Raw genomic sequence first — 17649 nt, 5'->3', positions numbered from 1 at the left:
CGTGCGGTCGGGTGCAGGACGCGTGCGAGGCTACCGGCTGGTAACGAAGACCAGGTCGAGACAGTGTCGGAGGGCACGACTACGCTGGGGACTCGTGACCTCACACTATGACGTCGTTGTCCTCGGAGCCGGTCCCGGTGGGTACGTCGCTGCTATCCGCGCGGCACAACTCGGACTCAGCACTGCCATCATCGAGAAGAAGTACTGGGGCGGTGTGTGCCTCAACGTGGGCTGCATCCCCTCGAAGGCGCTTCTCCGTAACGCCGAGCTGGCGCACCTCTTCACCAAAGAGGCCAAGCTGTTCGGTATCTCGGGTGAAGCATCCTTCGACTTCGGCGCAGCATTCGACCGCAGCCGCAAGGTCGCGGACGGACGCGTCAAGGGCATCCACTTCTTGATGAAGAAGAACAAGATCCCCGAGTACGACGGCCAGGGCACGTTCACCGATGCCAACACCATCGAGGTCGAACTGTCCAAGGGCGGCACCGAGACGATCACGTTCGACAACGCGATCATCGCGACCGGCAGCACCACCAAGCTGCTCCCGGGAACCGAGCTCAGCAAGAACGTCGTCACGTACGAAGAGCAGATCATGACCAAGGATCTGCCGGGCTCGATCCTCATCGTCGGCGCGGGCGCCATCGGTATGGAATTCGGGTACGTCCTGAAGAACTACGGAGTCGACGTCACCATCGTCGAGTTCCTCGATCGCGCGCTCCCCAACGAGGACAAGGACGTCTCGAAGGAAATCGAGAAGCAGTACAAGAAGCTCGGCGTCAAGGTCATCACCGGCGCAGGTGTGCAGAGCATCGACGACGACGGCTCCAAGGTCACCGTCGAGATCAAGCACAACAAGTCCGGTGAGAGCGAGACCTTCACCGTCGACAAGGTGATGCAGTCCGTCGGATTCGCCCCTCGCGTCGAGGGCTTCGGTCTCGAGAAGACCGGTGTCGAGCTCACCGATCGCGGTGCCATCGGCATCACGAACACGATGCAGACCAACGTCCCGCACATCTACGCCATCGGCGACGTCACCGCCAAGCTCCAGCTCGCCCACGTGGCGGAGGCGCAGGCCGTGGTGGCTGCCGAAACCATCGGCGGCGCAGAGACATTGCCGATCGACGACTACCGCATGATGCCGCGCGCCACGTTCTGCCAGCCGCAGGTCGCGAGCTTCGGTCTCACCGAGGACCAGGCCCGCGAAGAAGCGCAGGCTCGTGGATCCGACATCAAGGTCGCGAACTTCCCGTTCGCCGCCAACGGCAAGGCACACGGCCTCGGCGACGCGACGGGCTTCGTCAAGCTCATCGCCGACACCGAGCACGGTGAGCTGCTCGGTGGCCACCTCATCGGACCGGACGTCTCGGAGCTGCTGCCGGAGCTGACCCTGGCCCAGAAGTGGGACCTGACGGTCAACGAGCTGGCCCGCAACGTCCACACGCACCCGACGCTGTCGGAGGCACTGCAGGAAGCGATCCACGGCCTCGCAGGCCACATGATCAACTTCTGATCTCTGCTGTAGAACGACGAACGGCGGCGACCACCTCGGTGGTCGCCGCCGTTCGCTTCGTTCTGGGGTACTAGGACTGCTGTCGGGTACTAGGACTTTCGCCAGTGGTCGAACCTGCCCTTGATGTCCGACGCCACGTCACCGATTCCGTTGCCGACGGCGTCGACGGCACCGGTGAAGCCGCTGCCGATGTCGCGGACCGTCTTGATCAGCGGGTCCTCCGACGTGTCGAAGTTGTTTTTGTACGTGCGGGCCGCGTTACGGAACTCCTCCGACACCTTGGCCTCGTGGTCGGTGGACCGGCGTGGGTAGTCGCCACGAAGGACCGCCGCGTACTCGCCGGTGTCGACCCACTTCTTCAGTTCCGCAGCTCGCAGCACCGAGAACGGGTGCGAGAGGAGTTCGAGATTGAGCAGCTTGAGCACGCCGTCGCGCAGATCTCCACTGGCCTCGTACTCGGCGGCCTGAGCGAGGAAGGCGTCGACGTCGATTTCGCTGATACGTGCGCCGCCCGCCAACTTGAGCTGCACGCTGATCGCGGTGTGCACATCCTGTCCGCACAGCAAACCTGCTCTGTCGCCGGATAATTCGGATTTGCGCTGCCATTCCATCAGCCCCGCGATGACCGCGCGCAAGGCCCAGCCGCCCACCGGAACCCAGCCGACCGTGCCGGCGAGGCGCATCAGGTGCATGAGAACGGTGCGGTACACCGCGTGGCCGGACAGGGCGTGGCCCAGTTCGTGGCCGACCACGAATCGCTGTTCCTCGTAGGTCATGATGTCGAGCATGCCGGTGGTCAGGACGATGAACGGTCGATCCATCCCGATGGTGAACGCGTTGACCATCGGCGACTGAACCACGAACAGCTCCGGAGTTTCCTCCGCGCCGAGAATCTGCACACAATCGGCTCGAAGATCGTTCAGATCCTTGAACTGGCGTTCGTCGACGCGCACCGCGGTGGCCAAGTACATCAGGCGGTGCTGTCTCTCGCGCAGCAGTCCGGACAGCGTTCGCAGCACCGTGTCGAAGCCCTTGAGGGTGCGAAGAGTGACCAAGGCTGCTCGGTCCGAAGGGTGTTCCCAAGTGCGAGAAGAGATATCGGGAAACTCGATACGAGTACGGTCCGGTGCGTGTGTCACTGTGTGGCTCCCAGTCTGATCGGTCTGTTTGCCAAAGTATCAGTAAAAAGCCCTTCCGGTTCGTTCTTGACCACGGTCAGGTCTCGCATTGCCGGGGGTACAGCAGGGTCGGTAGCGCTAATTCTTGGTGGCACTGACGAATTGGGCGAGACCGCGGATGTCCTGCTCGATGTCGGTCATGCCCGCAGCGGCGAACATCTCGGTGAACTGCCCCTTCGGGAACATGCGTACCCCGACGGCGGCAGATCCCAGGCCGACGACGGTACGCAGCGGTGCCAGGCCCAGTTGACAGCTGGTCATGATGGCGATGCGTCCACCCGGTCGCAGGACGCGGATGAGCTCGTCGACCACCTGCAGTGGATGTGGCACGACATACAGTGCGGCATAACAGCATACGGCGTCGAATGTCGCGTCGGCGTACGGGAGTTCGGCCGCATCGCCGCGAACGTACGCCGCACGCGGCCCCCGATTGTCGCGCACTGCGCGAGCGATCATGGCCTCGGAGATATCGAAGCCGACGGCGATACCGTCCTCGGTCAGCTGCTCCGACAGGAACCTGGTGAAGTTGCCGGGGCCGCAGGCGACGTCCAGGACTCGCTGCGGCCCGCGTAGCCGCAGATCGGCGACGGCCTTGGCGCGTTCGGCGGACATGGGCAGCCCGCCGATGCCCATCATCGATACTCCGAACGGGCGCCACATGTTCTCGTAGATCGCCGCGACACCGCGGTTGTTCATCGCTCGGCTGGCCATCGTGGGATTGGGGGCTTTGGCGTCGCCCATGAGTTCGACGTAGCCGCCGTCGATCCGGGCGCTCGTGCGCACCGACTCCGGTTCGATCATCGCCAGAGCGCGGCGCAGTGCAGTCTCGGGTGTCTCTTTCATCGTCGTGGTGGCCGGTCGCCGTAGTCGCGTTCGACGCGGAGGGTGCCCAATGTGGTTGCCAGCCCGTCGTATTGGGTGACCAGTAAGACGAATTCGATGAGGCGACGTTCGTCGAACTGGGTCGCCAGTTCGGACCACGTGGCGTCGGTGAGCGTCTTGGTCTCGATCAGCTCGTCGACGGCAGTGAGGATGGTGCGGTAGCGAGTCGACAGCCCAGGGGCGTGCGGGCCGGTCATGATCAGCTCGAGCAGGTCTCGGTCGATGCCGGCTCGACGGCCCAGGCGGATGTGGTGGTCCATCTCGTATGCCGATTCGCGCAGGTGCGCCACCCGGAGAATCACCATTTCCGATTCCTTGCGGGAGATCTTTCCGCCCGGCATCAGATGGCCGCTGTAGAACAGCCACGCCCGGTACAGGCCACCGGTTCGACCGAGAGTGGTGAACAGGTGGGGGTTGGGTACTCCCGCGCCTTTGGCGATGACCTTGCAGATGACCCAGTTGACGGGGCCGAGAGTGCGGGCGGTACCGGACGGAATGCGAGGAGTGGTCACGATCACATCCTACCGACTGGTAGCTCCGCCGTCCGGGGACGCGGTTCGCAACGCCTTGCAGGGTAGGCTAACCTCCTTTGTGTCTCGTATTGTTCTACCCGGAGGTCCCTCGAAGTGGTGCAGTTCAAGCTCGGTCTGACAGCGTTGGCCATCACCGCGCTCGCGGTGGCGGCAGGAGCGACGGCATGCTCGTCGGCCGATACCGCCGACGGGTCCGCCGGCGAAGCGACTCGAACGGTCGAGACCGTTCGAGGCTCGATCGACGTTCCCGACAATCCTCTGCGGGTCGTCACCCTGGAACCGGTGGAACTCGACACCACGGTCGCGCTCGGCATCGTGCCCGTCGGCACGGCGGTGCTCAGCGAAACCGCCGGTGTACCGACCTATCTCGGGACGGAAGCGGCCGGCATCGCCACGGTCGGCACCGTGGCCGAACCGACCATCGAGGACATCGCGGCCGCGCAACCCGACCTCATTCTCGGGACGGAGACTCGGCACGCGCAGTACTACGACCAACTCTCCGCCATCGCGCCGACGGTGTTCATCGCCTCCCAGTCCGATCCGTGGCGCGACAGTGTCCGATTCGTCGGGCGCGTTCTCGGCAAGGAAGCGAAGGCCGAGGAACTGCTCACCGCCTACGACGACCGGTGCGCCGAGATCGCCGAAAAGCACGACACCGCCGGGAAAACAGCGCAACTGATCAGGCCGCGCAGTGGTGAGCTGACCCTGTACGGGCCGTCGTCGTTCGCCGGAAGCACGCTCGAATGCGCCGGATTCACCACCCCGCCGCGGCCGGAATGGGCCGACGAGATCTCGGTCGACCTCTCGCCCGAGCTCGCGGCTCAGGCGGCCGCGGACCTGATCGTCGTCACCGCCGACAACCCGTCGGACCCCGCCGCGATCCCGTCGTCGATCACCGCCAACGCTGCGGCACTGCCCAACCCGCACGCGGTGGACCTGTCGTACTGGATCACCGGCGTCGGGCCCATGGGCGGGCAAACCGTGCTCGACGACATCGATCGTATTCTGTCGGCTTCCAACTGACGCGTCAGATTCGGACCGCGCCGGCCAACGCCGCTGCCTGACGGGCGCGCTCGACCACTCGGTCGCGGGACGAATCGATATGTGCAACAAGCATATTCAGCGCCGTGTCCAGCTGCCCGGCCAGTAGGTGCTCGACGATCGCGAGATGTTCATCGATCGCCGAGACCACGGCCGAGGCGTCGAGACCACCGAGAATGCGCACGGGCCGCACCTTGGCGTTGACGGCGCACAGGGCCTCGGTCAGAGCCGCATTGCCCGAAGCGGCCGACAACGCGACATGGAACTGCTCGTCCATGGCGACCATGTCGTCGGTGGTCTCCGGTGGGTGCGCACGCAACCCGGCCCACGTCACCGCCAACGCCGACAAGGCCGCCCGATCGAAGGACTGCGGCGTCGAGCGAGTGATTCCGCGGGACTCGAGAGTCGACCGCAGTTCGTACAGATCCGGTAGGTCGCCGAGCCGGGGACGATAGGGATGCAGACCGGCCTCGTCGCGCACGACCAGACCGTCGGCTTGCAGACGTGCCAGCGCCTCCCGCACAGGCGTGCGCGAGACGCCGTACAGCTCGGCGAGACGCTCCTCGCCGAGCCGTTCCGTGGAGTCGATCGCACCGGAGATCAGATCCCGGCGCAGTGACGAATAGACCTTCTCGCGAAGGTCCTTGCGCGGCACGATACGCCCGGTCAGATCGCCATGGCTGCGCGCACGTCGGCCTCGGAATCGGATCCGCCCACACCGGTGGACGTGATCCGGCCGGCCTCGAGAATGTAGTACTTCTGGGCAGATTCCAATGCGAAGCCGATGTGCTGCTCCACCAACAGAACTCCGAGACCGCCGCGGCGGGTGAGCTCGATGACGGTGCGCTCGATCTCGGCGACGACCGACGGCTGAATACCCTCGGTCGGCTCGTCGAGAATCAGCATCCGCGGTTCGGTGATCAATGCTCGTGCGATGGCGAGCTGTTGGCGCTGGCCGCCGGACAGTAGGCCGGCTCTGCGATTCAGCAATTCCTTCAGCGCCGGAAAGAGGTCGAGTGCCTCGTCGATCAGTGCCTTGCCGCGCCTGCGCCCGTCGGCCACCACCTGCAGATTCTCCGCTGTCGTCAACTGACCGAACGACTGCTGGCCCTGTGGCACGTACGCCAGTCCGCGGGCGACGCGGGCGCTGGGCCGCAACGCACTGACGTCCTCACCGTCGAACATGACCTTGCCCGAGTTCACTTTCAACAGCCCGACCGCCGCGCGCAGCAGCGTCGTCTTGCCCGCACCGTTGTGGCCCATCACCGCCGCGACACCGTCGGCCGGAACCGTCAGCGACGCACCGTGAACGACCTCGCTGCGGCCGTAACCTGTTCTGACGTCGACCAGTTCAAGCATGATCGGCTCCCTCTTCTGCGATGTGCTCGAGTTCCTCGCCCGCCGCGGCGGTGCCGAGGTAGACCTGCTGAACCTTCGGATCGGCCTGCACCTCGGCCACGGTGCCCTCGGCCAGAACGCGTCCGGCCGCCAGTACTGTCACCGAGGTCGCGAACATCCGCATGAAGTCCATGTCGTGCTCCACCACCACCACGGTCCGTTCACCGCCGATGCGTTGCAGCAGCTGGCCCGTCTCCTCACGTTCCTCGTGGCTCATGCCGGCGACCGGCTCGTCGAGAAGGAGCACATCGGCGTTCTGCACCAACAACATTCCGATCTCCAGCCACTGCTTCTGGCCGTGCGCCAGAATTCCTGCGGCCTTGTCTCTCTGGGCCGTCAGGCCGATCGTTTCGAGGGCCTCCTCGATCTGCGGCAGAACCGATGCCCGACGGCGCAACATCGTCAGCACGGATCGTCCGGACCCAGCGGCGATGTCCAGGTTCTGCAGCACCGTCAAATTTTCGAAGATGCTGGCCGTCTGGAAGGTTCGACCGATACCGAGCCGGGCGATCTGATGCACCTTCTTGCCCAGCAGTTCCACTCCGGACTTGGTGACCGAGCCGGTGGCCGGAACGAGACCGGTGATGGCGTCGATCAGCGTGGTCTTGCCGGCTCCGTTCGGTCCGATGAGGAAGCGAAGATCGCCCTGCATCAGCGTCAGATCGACGTTGGTGTTGGCCTTGAAGCCGTCGAAACTGACTGTCAGATCGCGGACTTCGAGGTACTGACTGGACATGCCGGCGTTGCCGCCGAACGTGGGCTGCGGGCCTTCGACATGGATCATCGTGTGAGCTCTTTCTCTGGTTCCGCGCTGGCCTCGGGGACCGATTCGGGCTCTTTCTTTCGCTTGCGCAGTGCGAAGAGTCCGGCGAAGCCGGCGGGGAAGAATCCGACGACCACGACGAACAGCAGACCCTGCGCGTACGTCCAACCGGACGGGAACTGCTCGGACAGCGTGGTCTGCGCCCACGCGACTCCGAGCGCGCCGAGAACCGGGCCGAGCAGAGTGGTGCGGCCGCCGATGGCGACGCCGATGAGAAACGCGATGGACGGAACGATGCCGACGTCGTTGGGGGAGATGATGCCGACGATCGGGACGAACAGCGCCCCGGCGAGACCGGCGAAGAACGCTGCGGCGACGTACGCGACGATCTTCACGTTCGCCGGGTCGTAGCCGAGGAAGCGCACTCGCTCTTCCTGATCGCGGACGGCCACCAGTAGTTCGCCGTAGCGCGAATACATCAGCTGGCGGGTGATGGCGACGACGACGAGCAGTACGCCGGCAGCGATGAAGAACAGCATCTGCTTGTTGGCCGGGTCGTTGAGGTTGAACCCGAAAAACGTGCGGAACCTGTTGAGCCCGTTGGATCCACCGGTGGTCTGCTGTCCGATGAGCAGGATCGCGAAGGCGGCGGCCAGTGCCTGACTGAGGATCGCGAAGTACGCGCCCTTGACGCGACGCTTGAACACGCCTAGGCCGAGCACCAACGCCACCAGCGCCGGCACGAACAGGATGCCCAGGATCGTCGTGATGGGCGAGGTGAACGGCAGCCAGTACGAGGGCAATTCACGGATACCGGCGATGGACATGAAGTCCGGTACCGCGTCGCCGCGCAGATCGGCGTCGGAGATCTTCAGATGCATGGCCATGATGTAGGCACCGATGCCGAAGAAGACACCCTGGCCGAGGGTGAGCATTCCGCCTCGGCCCCAGGCCAATCCGATACCGACAGCCACGATTGCGTAGCAGATGAACTTGCCCAGCAGATTCAACCGGAAGTCGCTGAGGACAGCGGGCGCCACAGCGAACAACAGGATTGCGGCGAGCGCGAAACCCAGCAGAGCGCCGCGCTTGGCGATGAACTCGCTCATACCAGGCTCCTTGTCTTGACGGCGAACAAGCCCTGCGGGCGGGCCTGCAGGAAGATCACGATGAGGACGAACACGATGACCTTGGCGATCGACGCGGTGGTGCTGTATTCGATGAACGAGTTGAGGATTCCGAGGGCGAAGGCAGCGATCACCGCGCCCTTGATCTGGCCGAGTCCACCGACGACGACCACCAGGAAGGCGTCGATCAGATAGCTCTGTCCCACAGTGGAACTCGTGGATCCGATCAGAGTCAGTGCCACGCCCGCGACGCCCGCCAAACCGGAGCCGAGGAAGAACGTCGAGATGTCGGTCCGGCGGCTCGAGATGCCCGAGGTTTCCGCGAGATCGCGGTTCTGCACCACCGCGCGGATGCGTCGACCCATTGCGGTCTTCTTCAGCGCGATCGACAGTGCGACAACGGCGACGACCGCCAGCACGAGAATGAAGATTCGGGTCTTGGGCACCACGGCACCGAGGATGTCGACGCCGCCGCTGAGCCATTCCGGGGAGACGACGTTGACCGCCGGGGCACCGAAGATGTCGCGAGCGAGCTGCTGCAGGATGAGCCCGACGCCGAACGTGACGAGCAGGGTGTCCAGTGGACGGTGGTACATGCGCTGGATCAGCGTGACCTCGAGCAGCACACCCATCGCGCCGCCGACGAGAAAGCCGACGATCAGCGAGATGAGCAGTGATGCGCCGCCGGTCGAGACGATCTGCTGCACTACGTATGCCGTGTACGAGCCGGCCATGATGAACTCGCCGTGCGCCATGTTGATGACGCCCATCTGACCGAACGTCAGTGAGAGCCCGAGGGCGGCGAGCAAGAGAATGGATCCGATCGACAGGCCGGTGAACAACTGTCCGATCACGACGTCCATGGGGGAGCTCCTTCGGAGCATGTGAGTGGAACTTCGTAGCAGGCTACGAAGTTCCACTCACATGGGTGGTGGTCAGTTGAGGTCGGAGGCCCAGTCGTAGGTCTCGAGGAACGGGTCTGGAGCGATGGCCTCGGGGGACTCCCACACCGTGTAGATCAAGCCGTCGGGCCGGATCTCACCGATGCGTGCGGTCTTGGAGATGTGGTGGTTGTCGCCGTCGATGACGACCTCGCCCTCGGGAGCGGCGAAGCTGACACCGTCGGCTGCGGCCTGAATGTCGGCCACCGCGAACGAATTTGCCTTCTCGACGGTGTTCTTCCACAGGTATACCGAGGTGTACGCGGCTTCCATGGGGTCCGAGGTGGGCTTGTCGGCACCGTACTTCGCCTTGTAGTCGGCGACGAACTTGGTGTTCTCCGGGCTGTCGACGGTCTGGTAGTAGTTCCAGGCAGTCAGCTGGCCCGCGATGTTCGCGGCTCCGATGCCCGCCACCTCTTCCTCGGCGATGGACACCGAGATGACCGGCATGTCAGCAGCTTTCAGGCCGGCGTTTGTGTACTCACGGAAGAATGCAACGTTGGAATCACCGTTGAGCGTGTTGAACACGGCATCGGCGTCGGCGGAGCGCACCTTGTTGACGATGGTGGAGAAGTCCGTCGAACCGAGCGGGGTGTAATCCTCGCCCTTGATCTCGATACCGTTGGCGGCCGCATACGCCTTGATCTCGCGGTTGGCGGTCTGCGGGAACACGTAGTCGCTGCCCACCAGGTAGAGGGACTTGACGCCCTTCTCCTTCAGGTAGTCCAGGGCCGGGATGATCTGCTGGTTGGTGGTGGCTCCGGTGTAGAAGATGTTCTTCGACGCCTCGAGGCCCTCGTACTGCACGGGGTAGTAGAGGAGTGCGTCGTTGTCCTCGAACACCGGCAGCATCGCCTTGCGCGACGATGACGTCCAGCCACCGAAAACTGCTGCGACACAGTCGCTGCTGATGAGTTTCTCGGCCTTCTCGGCGAACACGGTCGGCTCGGATGCGCCGTCCTCTGCGACGACCTCGATCTGCTTTCCGTTGACGCCACCGGCCGCGTTGATCTGCTCGACGGCCAGTGCGATCGAATCACGCACTGTCACTTCGCTGATCGCCATCGTGCCGGACAGGGAGTTGAGCGAGCCGACCTTGATGGTGTCACCGGAGGTGTCCACACACGAGGTGGACGAGCCTCCGCCGCCCTCGGCGGTGGTGGTGTCGCTCGCCTTGCTACCGCATGCAGTGGCAACCAGGCTCAATGCAGCCAGTGCTGCGGGAACGACCATGACGCGCTTGACGGACATGCGCTTCGAGACAGCAGGCATCTACGGCCCTTTCGGAAAGTGTGTATACGGAGATGTATTCGCGATTGCGAACAGTAAAGGCAACTTATTGCATTGGTATTTTCTGCGGTGACGAGTCTGTTTCTCGCGTTACGACTAGGTAAAGGCGAGCTAATGACAAGACTGCTTGACATTTTGTGACAAGCGGAGTTGACTTTTTGTCATGCCCGGATCCAACAACGTTCGCGCGCATCGCAAACAGGCACGCATCACGCAGGCCGAACTCGGCACCATCTGCGGAGTCAGCCGGCAGAGCATCGTCTCCGTCGAGGGCGGCGACTACGCACCGAGCGTGTACCTGGCACTGCGACTGGCCCGAGCACTCGACACGACAGTCGAAACACTGTTCGGCGACGACGAAGGGAAACGAACATGAGCGCATTCACCAAAGCTGCCCGCTTCGTGGGAGATCTGGACGACGACTTCTACGCCGACGAACTACAACGCGACATCTGGAACGAGGCCTCGGCCGTCGGATTCCAATCCCTGCTGTGGATCGGAATGATCGTCGGCGCTGTACTGCCCTTCGCGGCGGGTGTCACCGGGGCCTGGGTGGCATTGGGAATCTTCGTGGCTCTGACGGCCGTCGCGAACGTGGTGTTGGCATACGCCCGCGCGCGGGGGATCGACATGTACACCTCGCAGGAACTCCGGCGCGCTCGAATCGCATTGGCGGGCGTGCTGCTTTTTCTCACCGGCGGCGGCGCAATGATTCGTCTGCTTGCTCATTACGGTGGCGGTGACCTCGGGTCTGTCGCGATCGGAGCCGCAATAGGTGCACCCGTGGGCCTGGCTGCCGTAGTCGTGGGTGTGAAGATGCATCAGCTCCGGCAGCGAAAGGCCGAGCATGCCGCCGAGCTGGCCGAGCAGCGGGCTTTCGATACGGACGAATGAATTGGGTCTCGAATGTGTCGCACGATCTGTTACAGGGTGCAAGGATGCGTAAAGGCTTCGGTTGGACCGTCTCCGTTTCGCAGATTTGCAGGCCGGAGGGTATGTTCTGACCGATGACATCGCGATTTCCCGGTGTTGCGGCTGTAGGGGTGCTGTTCGGCGGCGGTTTCGGTAACGCGGACGGATGCACGTTCGATGTAAAGGGAGGCTCGGGTGGACGGCGATGACGACGTGTAATACCAATCCGTCCTCCGTCGCGCCACGAAGTACCAACGAGACCGTGTCGGGCGTCCACCTTCCGGTGGAGCATGCAAACAGGGAAGTCGAGACCGTGCGCAGAGAAAAGAGCTACCTCAGACTCGTAGGGTCGAGCACTCCCACGATCGAGGTTCTGGGCGGCCCCAGAACCATCACCGTCGATGTGGACAACGTTTTTCCGGGTCAGGTATGCGAGGTCCTGCACAACGGCATGCTGTCGTTGAGCCCACGCGTCGTCGTGGAAGACAACGCGACAAGCATCACGATCACCACGTTCGCGCTCAAGCCGGGTGAGTACAACGTCTCGCTGCGTCTGGACGGACGCCTGGATTGCGTCACCGAATCGCAGACTGCTGTCGTCGGCGAGCAGTTCGAGGTTCGGCGCAGCTCCTAAACCTCGGCTCATAGGACAGCGAAGCGGCGCGTAGCTCAGGTGAGCTACGCGCCGCTTCGCTTCGTTGTCGGTCCTCGCTGCCGTCAGGTCGCGCCAGTCAGTGACAGGTGCTGCCGGGATCGGTGTGGCAGTGCTTCGGCTCCGATGGTGCGACGTCGAGCGAGGGGTTGCGGTCGAAGAAGCCGAAAGGCTTGAGCCAGAACGAGACGGTGTCGGACGGCATCACCGGCCAGTCCTCGGGCCTGGTGATGTGATGGATGCCGAAGGTGTACCAGACCACCACATCGGTGTTCTCGATCGAACGGTTCTTCTCGGTCCACTCGGGGAGGCCATGGTCGACGCCACTCTGATTGACGAACTCGCCACTGGGCCAACGCTCGTCGGGTGAATTGGGCGTGACCCATACGGTGTGACCGATCACCTGGGAACGCTGGAAGATCGGCGACGCCGGATCGAACATCGCCGGAATCGCCGAGCCGGGCACCAACTTGTACGCGGGCCGGGTGCCGAGACCGTTGGTGACGTTGTCGTTGACCACCTTCCATGCCTTCTGCGTGTTCCAGTCGTAATCCTGCTTGCCCTCGGACTCGGTGGTGAGCGGGGTGTTCACTTGCGTCAGGGCCAGGCCGTACGGATTGTCGGGACCCATCGAAACCATTTGGGTCTGGCTGGAATAGACGGTGTTCTCGGTGCCGTCGATGTCCAGATCGAGCCGGGCGACCAGGAAGTGCTGGTGGTACGGCGCATACGTGCGATTGTCGATCAGCGTGCCCGACGGATGGGTGCCGCCCTCCTCGAAGTGGGTGACGACCATGATGCCGGTGGCGCGCACCTCGCACTCGATGTTGCCGTCCTGATAGAAGCGCCAGTAGACGAGATACTCGTAGTTGGCGACGGTGGCGTGGAAGCTGACGGTGAGACGGCGCATCCGACGCACCTCTGCCCCGGCGTCGTGATCGACGTGCTTCCACAGCACCGCGTTGTCTTCCTCGTGGATGCAGATCGCGTTGGTGATCGTGTACGGCTCGCCTTTGCTGTTGTGCAGCACGGCATCGAGGTACCGGATCTCACCGAGGCAATCGCAGCCGAGCTCGAGCGAGGTGGTCATGAAGCCCAGGCCCCACTCGCCGATGTCGAATGCGGTGCGCCGATAGTGGTCCTCGGTGTGGTCACGATACGGAACGACCATCTCCGCGAACGACATTCGGTTCGCGACGGATCGCGTGTTCCCGTTGTCGTCGTAGGTGACCGCGTGCAGCGTCATGCCCTCGCGGTAGTTGAACCCCACACGCAGCGACCAGTTCTGCCACGTCAGCTTGTTGCCGTCCAGCTCGAACGACGGGCCGTCCGGCTGGGTGATCTCGAGTGGCTTCAGCGGCGGACGGCTGCTGGCGTTGCGGATGCGCTCCGGAATATGGCGGGGTACATACTCGCCCATGATCTCCGGCCGCTCGACGCGGTAGGTGTCCTCGATTTCGAGCAGTTCCATCGTGTTGGCGTCGATGACGCAGTGGAAGCCGCCCACCGGCCCCGCGTACGGATTGGCACCCTCTGCGGCTTTGACCCACGTGTCGGACCAGCCCAGGCGTCGACCCTTGTACTTCTCGGGCGTCACCGCCTCGCCGTACGTCCAGGTGTCCATGAACACCAGATCGAGATCGGTGATCCCGCGATCGGCAAGCGCGGCAATCACATCGGGGTGTGCACGCAGCGCCGCGTCGGCCTCTTCCCACTCGTCGACGGTGAAGTTGGGCTGCACGTCCGGGATGTGGGTCCAGGATTCGGTGCTCCTGTTGTCCAGTGACACCACGGCCTTGAACGTGCTGTTCTCGGCGCGGTTCAACACCACCGAGACTGCGCGACGGGCGGGGACGGTACCGTCCGCATCGAACGCGGCGACCTCGGACTTGGACGGTTCGATCATCTCGATCGAGGCGAATCGCCACCCGTCGCCGACACCGTGTTCCCGGCCCAGAACCTCGGCGACGGCGGAGAACTCGTCGCTCGAGAGTGGGTCCAGGGGATGAAGTGTCATGCGATGGTCTCCGTCGAGCTCATCACGTGCTTGATGCGGGTGTAATCGTCCACGCCGTAGGCCGAGAGGTCCTTGCCGTAACCGGAGTACTTGAAGCCACCGTGCGGCATCTCGGCCACCAACGGGATGTGGCAGTTGACCCAGACGGCACCGAAGTCCAGAGCCGCCGAAATGCGAAGCGTGCGAGCATGATCGGACGTCCAGACGCTCGACGCGAGACCGAAGTCGACGTCATTGGCAAGTTCGATCGCCTCTGCCTCGTCGGAGAACTTCTGCACCGTCAGCACCGGGCCGAACGTCTCCTCCTGCACGATGGGATCGGCTTGCTGCACGCCCGTGATGATCGTGGGCTCGTAGAAGAATCCCTTGTCGCCGATGCGCTTTCCGCCGGTGACGATGGTGGCGTGCGCGCCGATACCGTCGACCTTGGAGCTGACCTGGCCGAAGTGGTTGACGTTGTTCAGTGGGCCGAGGAAGGTGTCGGGGTCGTCGGGCAATCCGACCTTCAGTGTCTTCGCCTTGGCGACGAGTGCGTCGACGAGCGAGTCGTGTACCGACTCGTGTACCAACACGCGAGTGACCGCCGTGCAGTCCTGGCCGGCGTTGAAGAACGCGGCCTCGGCAATGCCGTCGGCGGCCTTGGTGATGTCGACGTCGTCGAACACGATGGCCGGTGCCTTGCCGCCCAGTTCGAGGTGCGCGCGCTTGAGCTGCTTGGCAGCGGCGACGGCTACGGCGATGCCTGCCCGCACCGAACCGGTGATCGAGACCAGGCCGGGGGTCTTGTGTTCGACGATGGCGGCGCCGGTGCCGCCGTTGCCGAGCACGATGTTCAGCACGCCGTCGGGGACGATGCCCTTCGACAATTTCGCCAGCACCAGGGTGCTCTCGGGGGTGGTGTCGCTCGGCTTGAGGACGACGGTGTTGCCGGCCGCGAGCGCAGGCCCGATCTTCCAGATCGCCATCATGAACGGGTAGTTCCACGGCGTCACCTGCCCCACGACGCCGATCGGCTCGCGGCGTACGTACGAGGTGAACCCGTCCATGTACTCGCCGGCCGACTTGCCCTCGAGCATCCGTGCAGCCCCGGCGAAGAACCGAATCTGATCTGCTCCGACGGTGACTTCCTCGGCGGCGATGGTGGCCTTCGGCTGACCGGTGTTGCGACTCTGCGCCTCGACGATCTCGTCGCTGTGGGCCTCGATGGCATCGGCGAGCTTCAGCAGTACCTTCTGCCGCTCACTCGGAGTCGTCTTGCCCCAGGTCTCGAAAGCTTTGGCGGCAGCCGACATTGCGGCATCGACATCGGCAGCATCGGAAATCGGAGCGCGAGCGACCACCGACTCGTCCACCGGACTGACGACATCGAGCATCTCGGTACCCGAGGGCGTCACGAATGCCCCGTCGATGTAGTTCTGCAGGACAGGCACCGTCATCACAACCCCTAGCGTCGACTATTTCGGTTCTGCAAAGCCTGCACCCACGGACGAGACTTTGCCACCCGACAAGATGTACACGACGATGCGAGTAATCAGGACGAAACGTCAGAAGAACAAGCAAGTACAGGAGATGCTGAGCGGATAGCCTGTGGCAGTGCGAAACACCGAGGTGGGATACCAGCAGATCGCCGACGACACCTGGGCCTTCATGCGTCCACCGGGCAGTTGGGGGCAGACCAACACCGGGCTCGTCGTGGCACCCAGTTCGGCGTCGATGCTGATCGACACCGTCTGGGACGTGAACTGGGCCGAGCGGGTTGCCGCCGACACCGCCGAGTTGGTTGCCGCCGCACCGATCACCGAGGTCCTCAACACGCATTCGGACGGTGATCACTGGTGGGGAAACGACAGCGTGCCCGCCTCCGCACGGATCACCACCAGTGCGGCGTCGCTGCACGCGATGAAGGAGGAGACCCCGCCGAAGGGAGTATCCGCATTCGCGTCCTTCGGCAAGGCAGTCGGCTGGGTGCCGGGACCGATCGGTGCCATGGGCTCCTACATGAACCGTGTTCGCGGCGATGCGCTGTTTCCGTCGGCGCTGCCCCGCCTGCCTGATCACACCTTCGAAACCACCGAAACCATCGATGTCGCAGGACGATCGGTGCACCTGCGCTACCTCGGTCCGGCGCACACCGAAGGCGATCTCATCGCGCACCTCTCGGACGTGGGGGTCGTGTTCGCGGGCGACCTGCTCTTCATCGACGCCACCCCGGTGCTCTGGCACGGCCCTCTGCAGAACTGGATCGACGCCCTCGACCACCTCCTCGAACTCGACGCCGACGTGTACGTCCCCGGCCACGGACCCCTGTGCGGCACCGACGAAATACGCGCCGTGCGCAGCTACTGGACCTGGGTGGCCGAGGCCGGACGAGCGTGCTTCGACGCGGGCCTCGGCTCCACCGAGGCCGCCCTGAACCTGCTCAAATCACCCGAATTCGGCCATTACGCGCACTGGGATTCGCCCGAGCGACTCATCCTCAGCATGAGCACGCTCTACCGCCTGTGGCGAGGCGAACCCGCTGCGCCACCCACGCTGACGCGTCGAGCACGCGCGTTCGCCGACGCGGGACGGTATCTGCGGGAGCGCTAGTGTCAGCCTTTCGGTGAGGCTGCTGGTTACTGGGCTCCTAACTCCGTCGTCAAGGACGCGGCGTGCGCGAACAGTGGGGTCGGATCCGGTTGTTGTGCAGACGGTTCGAGTACAACAGTGGTCGCGCCCGCATCGATCCAGCGCTGCAGGTTGCTCATGGCGGCATCGGAATCGGATCCGACGGCGACATAGACGACGATGTCGTGCCCCGGCCCCGCGGCGATATGCCCGACAGCAGTCCGCAGCTGATCCGGGTCCGTCTCGCTCGTGAGAATGGTGCCGACACTCCTGCGGCCGCTCAGAGCAAGGGTTTTCGGGCCTGTCGCCCCGACGAGCAGTGGAGGTGCCTGCAGCGGAGGCCAATCGAGCTGCACATTGTCGAGCGAGACGTACCGACCCTGCACGGTGACGCTCTCGCCCGCCAACAGCGCGGTGAGCGCCGTCATCTGCTCGTCGAGCAACGTCAGCGGAGACTGCACTCGCGCGCCGATCTGGCCCATCCACGACTGGACGCCGTGGCCGAGCCCCACGCGGAGCCGGCCCGGATGGACCCGAGCGACGGTCGCGATCTCCATGGCCGTCGACGCGACGTTCCGCATCGGAGTGGGCAACACCCCGATGCCGACGTTCACGCGATCGGTGCTCGCGAGAATCAGTGCAGCAGTGGACAGCCCGCCGGAGAAGAAGCAGTCTTCCCACAGCCAGACCTCGTCGACGCCCGCGGCATCGGCTGCGCGAGCCGCGTCGACCAGCGCCTCCGGTGCGATCTCGGGCCGGAGTACAACGCCGATTCGGGTCATGGAAATTCTCTTTCTA

At 64.0% G+C, this 17649-nt stretch carries 18 protein-coding genes; 6 read left to right on the top strand and 12 right to left on the bottom strand.

Going from position 1 to position 17649, the window contains the following annotated elements:
• Positions 1 to 94: 94 nt before the first annotated feature.
• Complete coding sequence (lpdA, locus tag CH266_RS08690; protein ID WP_032365160.1) at positions 95 to 1510, top strand: dihydrolipoyl dehydrogenase; 1416 nt, start codon at positions 95 to 97, stop codon at positions 1508 to 1510.
• Positions 1511 to 1599: 89 nt separating this feature from the next.
• On the opposite strand, the gene CH266_RS08685 is transcribed toward lpdA, so the two are convergent.
• From CH266_RS08685 to CH266_RS08675, 3 genes are all read right to left on the bottom strand, one after another.
• On the bottom strand, positions 1600 to 2649 hold the full coding sequence (locus CH266_RS08685) for a M48 family metallopeptidase (RefSeq protein ID WP_032365161.1): 1050 nt from the start codon (positions 2647 to 2649) through the stop codon (positions 1600 to 1602).
• A gap of 117 nt (positions 2650 to 2766) precedes the next feature.
• Positions 2767 to 3531, bottom strand: a complete 765-nt coding sequence (locus tag CH266_RS08680) for a class I SAM-dependent methyltransferase (RefSeq protein WP_255175872.1) — start codon at positions 3529 to 3531, stop codon at positions 2767 to 2769.
• Positions 3528 to 4088, bottom strand: coding sequence for a carboxymuconolactone decarboxylase family protein (locus tag CH266_RS08675; RefSeq protein WP_027498420.1), 561 nt, complete (start codon positions 4086 to 4088; stop codon positions 3528 to 3530). The genes CH266_RS08680 and CH266_RS08675 overlap by 4 nt, the downstream gene beginning before the upstream one ends.
• A gap of 108 nt (positions 4089 to 4196) precedes the next feature.
• Between CH266_RS08675 and CH266_RS08670 the strand changes: the two genes are divergently transcribed.
• Entirely contained in the window at positions 4197 to 5126 is a 930-nt protein-coding gene (locus tag CH266_RS08670; protein ID WP_032381218.1) for an ABC transporter substrate-binding protein, read from the top strand.
• Between the two features lie 4 nt (positions 5127 to 5130).
• Here CH266_RS08670 and CH266_RS08665 read toward each other — a convergent pair whose 3' ends face one another.
• The 6 genes from CH266_RS08665 to urtA form a co-directional block, all read right to left on the bottom strand.
• Positions 5131 to 5799, bottom strand: coding sequence for a GntR family transcriptional regulator (locus CH266_RS08665; RefSeq protein WP_032381219.1), 669 nt, complete (start codon positions 5797 to 5799; stop codon positions 5131 to 5133).
• A gap of 11 nt (positions 5800 to 5810) precedes the next feature.
• Positions 5811 to 6503 carry an urea ABC transporter ATP-binding subunit UrtE gene (gene urtE / locus CH266_RS08660; protein ID WP_032365166.1) on the bottom strand — a complete coding sequence of 231 codons (693 nt, stop codon included), beginning with the start codon at positions 6501 to 6503 and terminating at the stop codon, positions 5811 to 5813.
• Positions 6496 to 7326 carry an urea ABC transporter ATP-binding protein UrtD gene (gene urtD / locus CH266_RS08655; protein ID WP_027498416.1) on the bottom strand — a complete coding sequence of 277 codons (831 nt, stop codon included), beginning with the start codon at positions 7324 to 7326 and terminating at the stop codon, positions 6496 to 6498. The genes urtE and urtD overlap by 8 nt, the downstream gene beginning before the upstream one ends.
• A complete protein-coding gene (urtC, locus tag CH266_RS08650; protein ID WP_032381220.1) occupies positions 7323 to 8414 on the bottom strand; it encodes an urea ABC transporter permease subunit UrtC in 1092 nt (363 codons plus the stop codon). The genes urtD and urtC overlap by 4 nt, the downstream gene beginning before the upstream one ends.
• Positions 8411 to 9295, bottom strand: coding sequence for an urea ABC transporter permease subunit UrtB (gene urtB, locus CH266_RS08645; protein WP_032381221.1), 885 nt, complete (start codon positions 9293 to 9295; stop codon positions 8411 to 8413). Before urtB ends, urtC begins: the two co-directional genes overlap by 4 nt.
• A 72-nt stretch (positions 9296 to 9367) precedes the next feature.
• Positions 9368 to 10645: an urea ABC transporter substrate-binding protein gene (urtA, locus tag CH266_RS08640; RefSeq protein WP_032369802.1), complete on the bottom strand. Its 1278-nt coding sequence runs from the start codon at positions 10643 to 10645 to the stop codon at positions 9368 to 9370.
• Between the two features lie 181 nt (positions 10646 to 10826).
• Between urtA and CH266_RS08635 the strand changes: the two genes are divergently transcribed.
• From CH266_RS08635 to CH266_RS08625, 3 genes are all read left to right on the top strand, one after another.
• The gene (locus tag CH266_RS08635; protein WP_027498412.1) at positions 10827 to 11039 is read left to right on the top strand and encodes a helix-turn-helix transcriptional regulator; all 213 of its coding nucleotides are present in this window, start codon (positions 10827 to 10829) and stop codon (positions 11037 to 11039) included.
• Positions 11036 to 11557, top strand: coding sequence for a hypothetical protein (locus CH266_RS08630; RefSeq protein WP_032406495.1), 522 nt, complete (start codon positions 11036 to 11038; stop codon positions 11555 to 11557). The genes CH266_RS08635 and CH266_RS08630 overlap by 4 nt, the downstream gene beginning before the upstream one ends.
• A 223-nt stretch (positions 11558 to 11780) precedes the next feature.
• Positions 11781 to 12209, top strand: coding sequence for a hypothetical protein (locus CH266_RS08625; RefSeq protein ID WP_052053133.1), 429 nt, complete (start codon positions 11781 to 11783; stop codon positions 12207 to 12209).
• A 97-nt stretch (positions 12210 to 12306) separates the two neighbouring features.
• On the opposite strand, the gene CH266_RS08620 is transcribed toward CH266_RS08625, so the two are convergent.
• Together CH266_RS08620 and CH266_RS08615 are read right to left on the bottom strand one after the other, a co-directional pair.
• Entirely contained in the window at positions 12307 to 14244 is a 1938-nt protein-coding gene (locus CH266_RS08620; protein WP_094715099.1) for a primary-amine oxidase, read from the bottom strand.
• Positions 14241 to 15680 carry a gamma-aminobutyraldehyde dehydrogenase gene (locus CH266_RS08615; RefSeq protein WP_032406492.1) on the bottom strand — a complete coding sequence of 480 codons (1440 nt, stop codon included), beginning with the start codon at positions 15678 to 15680 and terminating at the stop codon, positions 14241 to 14243. Before CH266_RS08615 ends, CH266_RS08620 begins: the two co-directional genes overlap by 4 nt.
• A gap of 157 nt (positions 15681 to 15837) precedes the next feature.
• Here CH266_RS08615 and CH266_RS08610 point away from each other — a divergent pair, with 157 nt between their 5' ends.
• Entirely contained in the window at positions 15838 to 16833 is a 996-nt protein-coding gene (locus CH266_RS08610) for an MBL fold metallo-hydrolase (RefSeq protein ID WP_255175871.1), read from the top strand.
• 26 nt (positions 16834 to 16859) lie between these two features.
• On the opposite strand, the gene CH266_RS08605 is transcribed toward CH266_RS08610, so the two are convergent.
• Complete coding sequence (locus CH266_RS08605; RefSeq protein ID WP_094715098.1) at positions 16860 to 17633, bottom strand: LLM class flavin-dependent oxidoreductase; 774 nt, start codon at positions 17631 to 17633, stop codon at positions 16860 to 16862.
• Between the last annotated feature and the right edge of the window lie 16 nt (positions 17634 to 17649).

It is taken from the genome of Rhodococcus sp. 06-1474-1B (assembly GCF_002258885.1).
In the GTDB taxonomy this organism is placed as follows: Bacteria; Actinomycetota; Actinomycetes; order Mycobacteriales; family Mycobacteriaceae; genus Rhodococcoides; species Rhodococcoides fascians.
This window is presented reverse-complemented; position numbering and strand designations above follow the sequence as displayed.

Excerpts from the sequence above, each read along its gene's own strand:
- CH266_RS08635 (WP_027498412.1), top strand. The coding sequence starts at position 10,827 with ATGCCCGGATCCAACAACGTTCGCGCGCATCGCAAACAGGCACGCATC.
- urtD (WP_027498416.1), bottom strand. The coding sequence starts at position 7,326 with ATGATCCATGTCGAAGGCCCGCAGCCCACGTTCGGCGGCAACGCCGGC.
- urtB (WP_032381221.1), bottom strand. The coding sequence starts at position 9,295 with ATGGACGTCGTGATCGGACAGTTGTTCACCGGCCTGTCGATCGGATCC.
- CH266_RS08615 (WP_032406492.1), bottom strand. The coding sequence starts at position 15,680 with ATGACGGTGCCTGTCCTGCAGAACTACATCGACGGGGCATTCGTGACG.
- CH266_RS08680 (WP_255175872.1), bottom strand. The coding sequence starts at position 3,531 with ATGAAAGAGACACCCGAGACTGCACTGCGCCGCGCTCTGGCGATGATC.
- CH266_RS08625 (WP_052053133.1), top strand. The coding sequence starts at position 11,781 with ATGACGACGTGTAATACCAATCCGTCCTCCGTCGCGCCACGAAGTACC.
- CH266_RS08605 (WP_094715098.1), bottom strand. The coding sequence starts at position 17,633 with ATGACCCGAATCGGCGTTGTACTCCGGCCCGAGATCGCACCGGAGGCG.
- urtA (WP_032369802.1), bottom strand. The coding sequence starts at position 10,645 with ATGCCTGCTGTCTCGAAGCGCATGTCCGTCAAGCGCGTCATGGTCGTT.
- CH266_RS08620 (WP_094715099.1), bottom strand. The coding sequence starts at position 14,244 with ATGACACTTCATCCCCTGGACCCACTCTCGAGCGACGAGTTCTCCGCC.
- CH266_RS08630 (WP_032406495.1), top strand. The coding sequence starts at position 11,036 with ATGAGCGCATTCACCAAAGCTGCCCGCTTCGTGGGAGATCTGGACGAC.
- urtE (WP_032365166.1), bottom strand. The coding sequence starts at position 6,503 with ATGCTTGAACTGGTCGACGTCAGAACAGGTTACGGCCGCAGCGAGGTC.
- urtC (WP_032381220.1), bottom strand. The coding sequence starts at position 8,414 with ATGAGCGAGTTCATCGCCAAGCGCGGCGCTCTGCTGGGTTTCGCGCTC.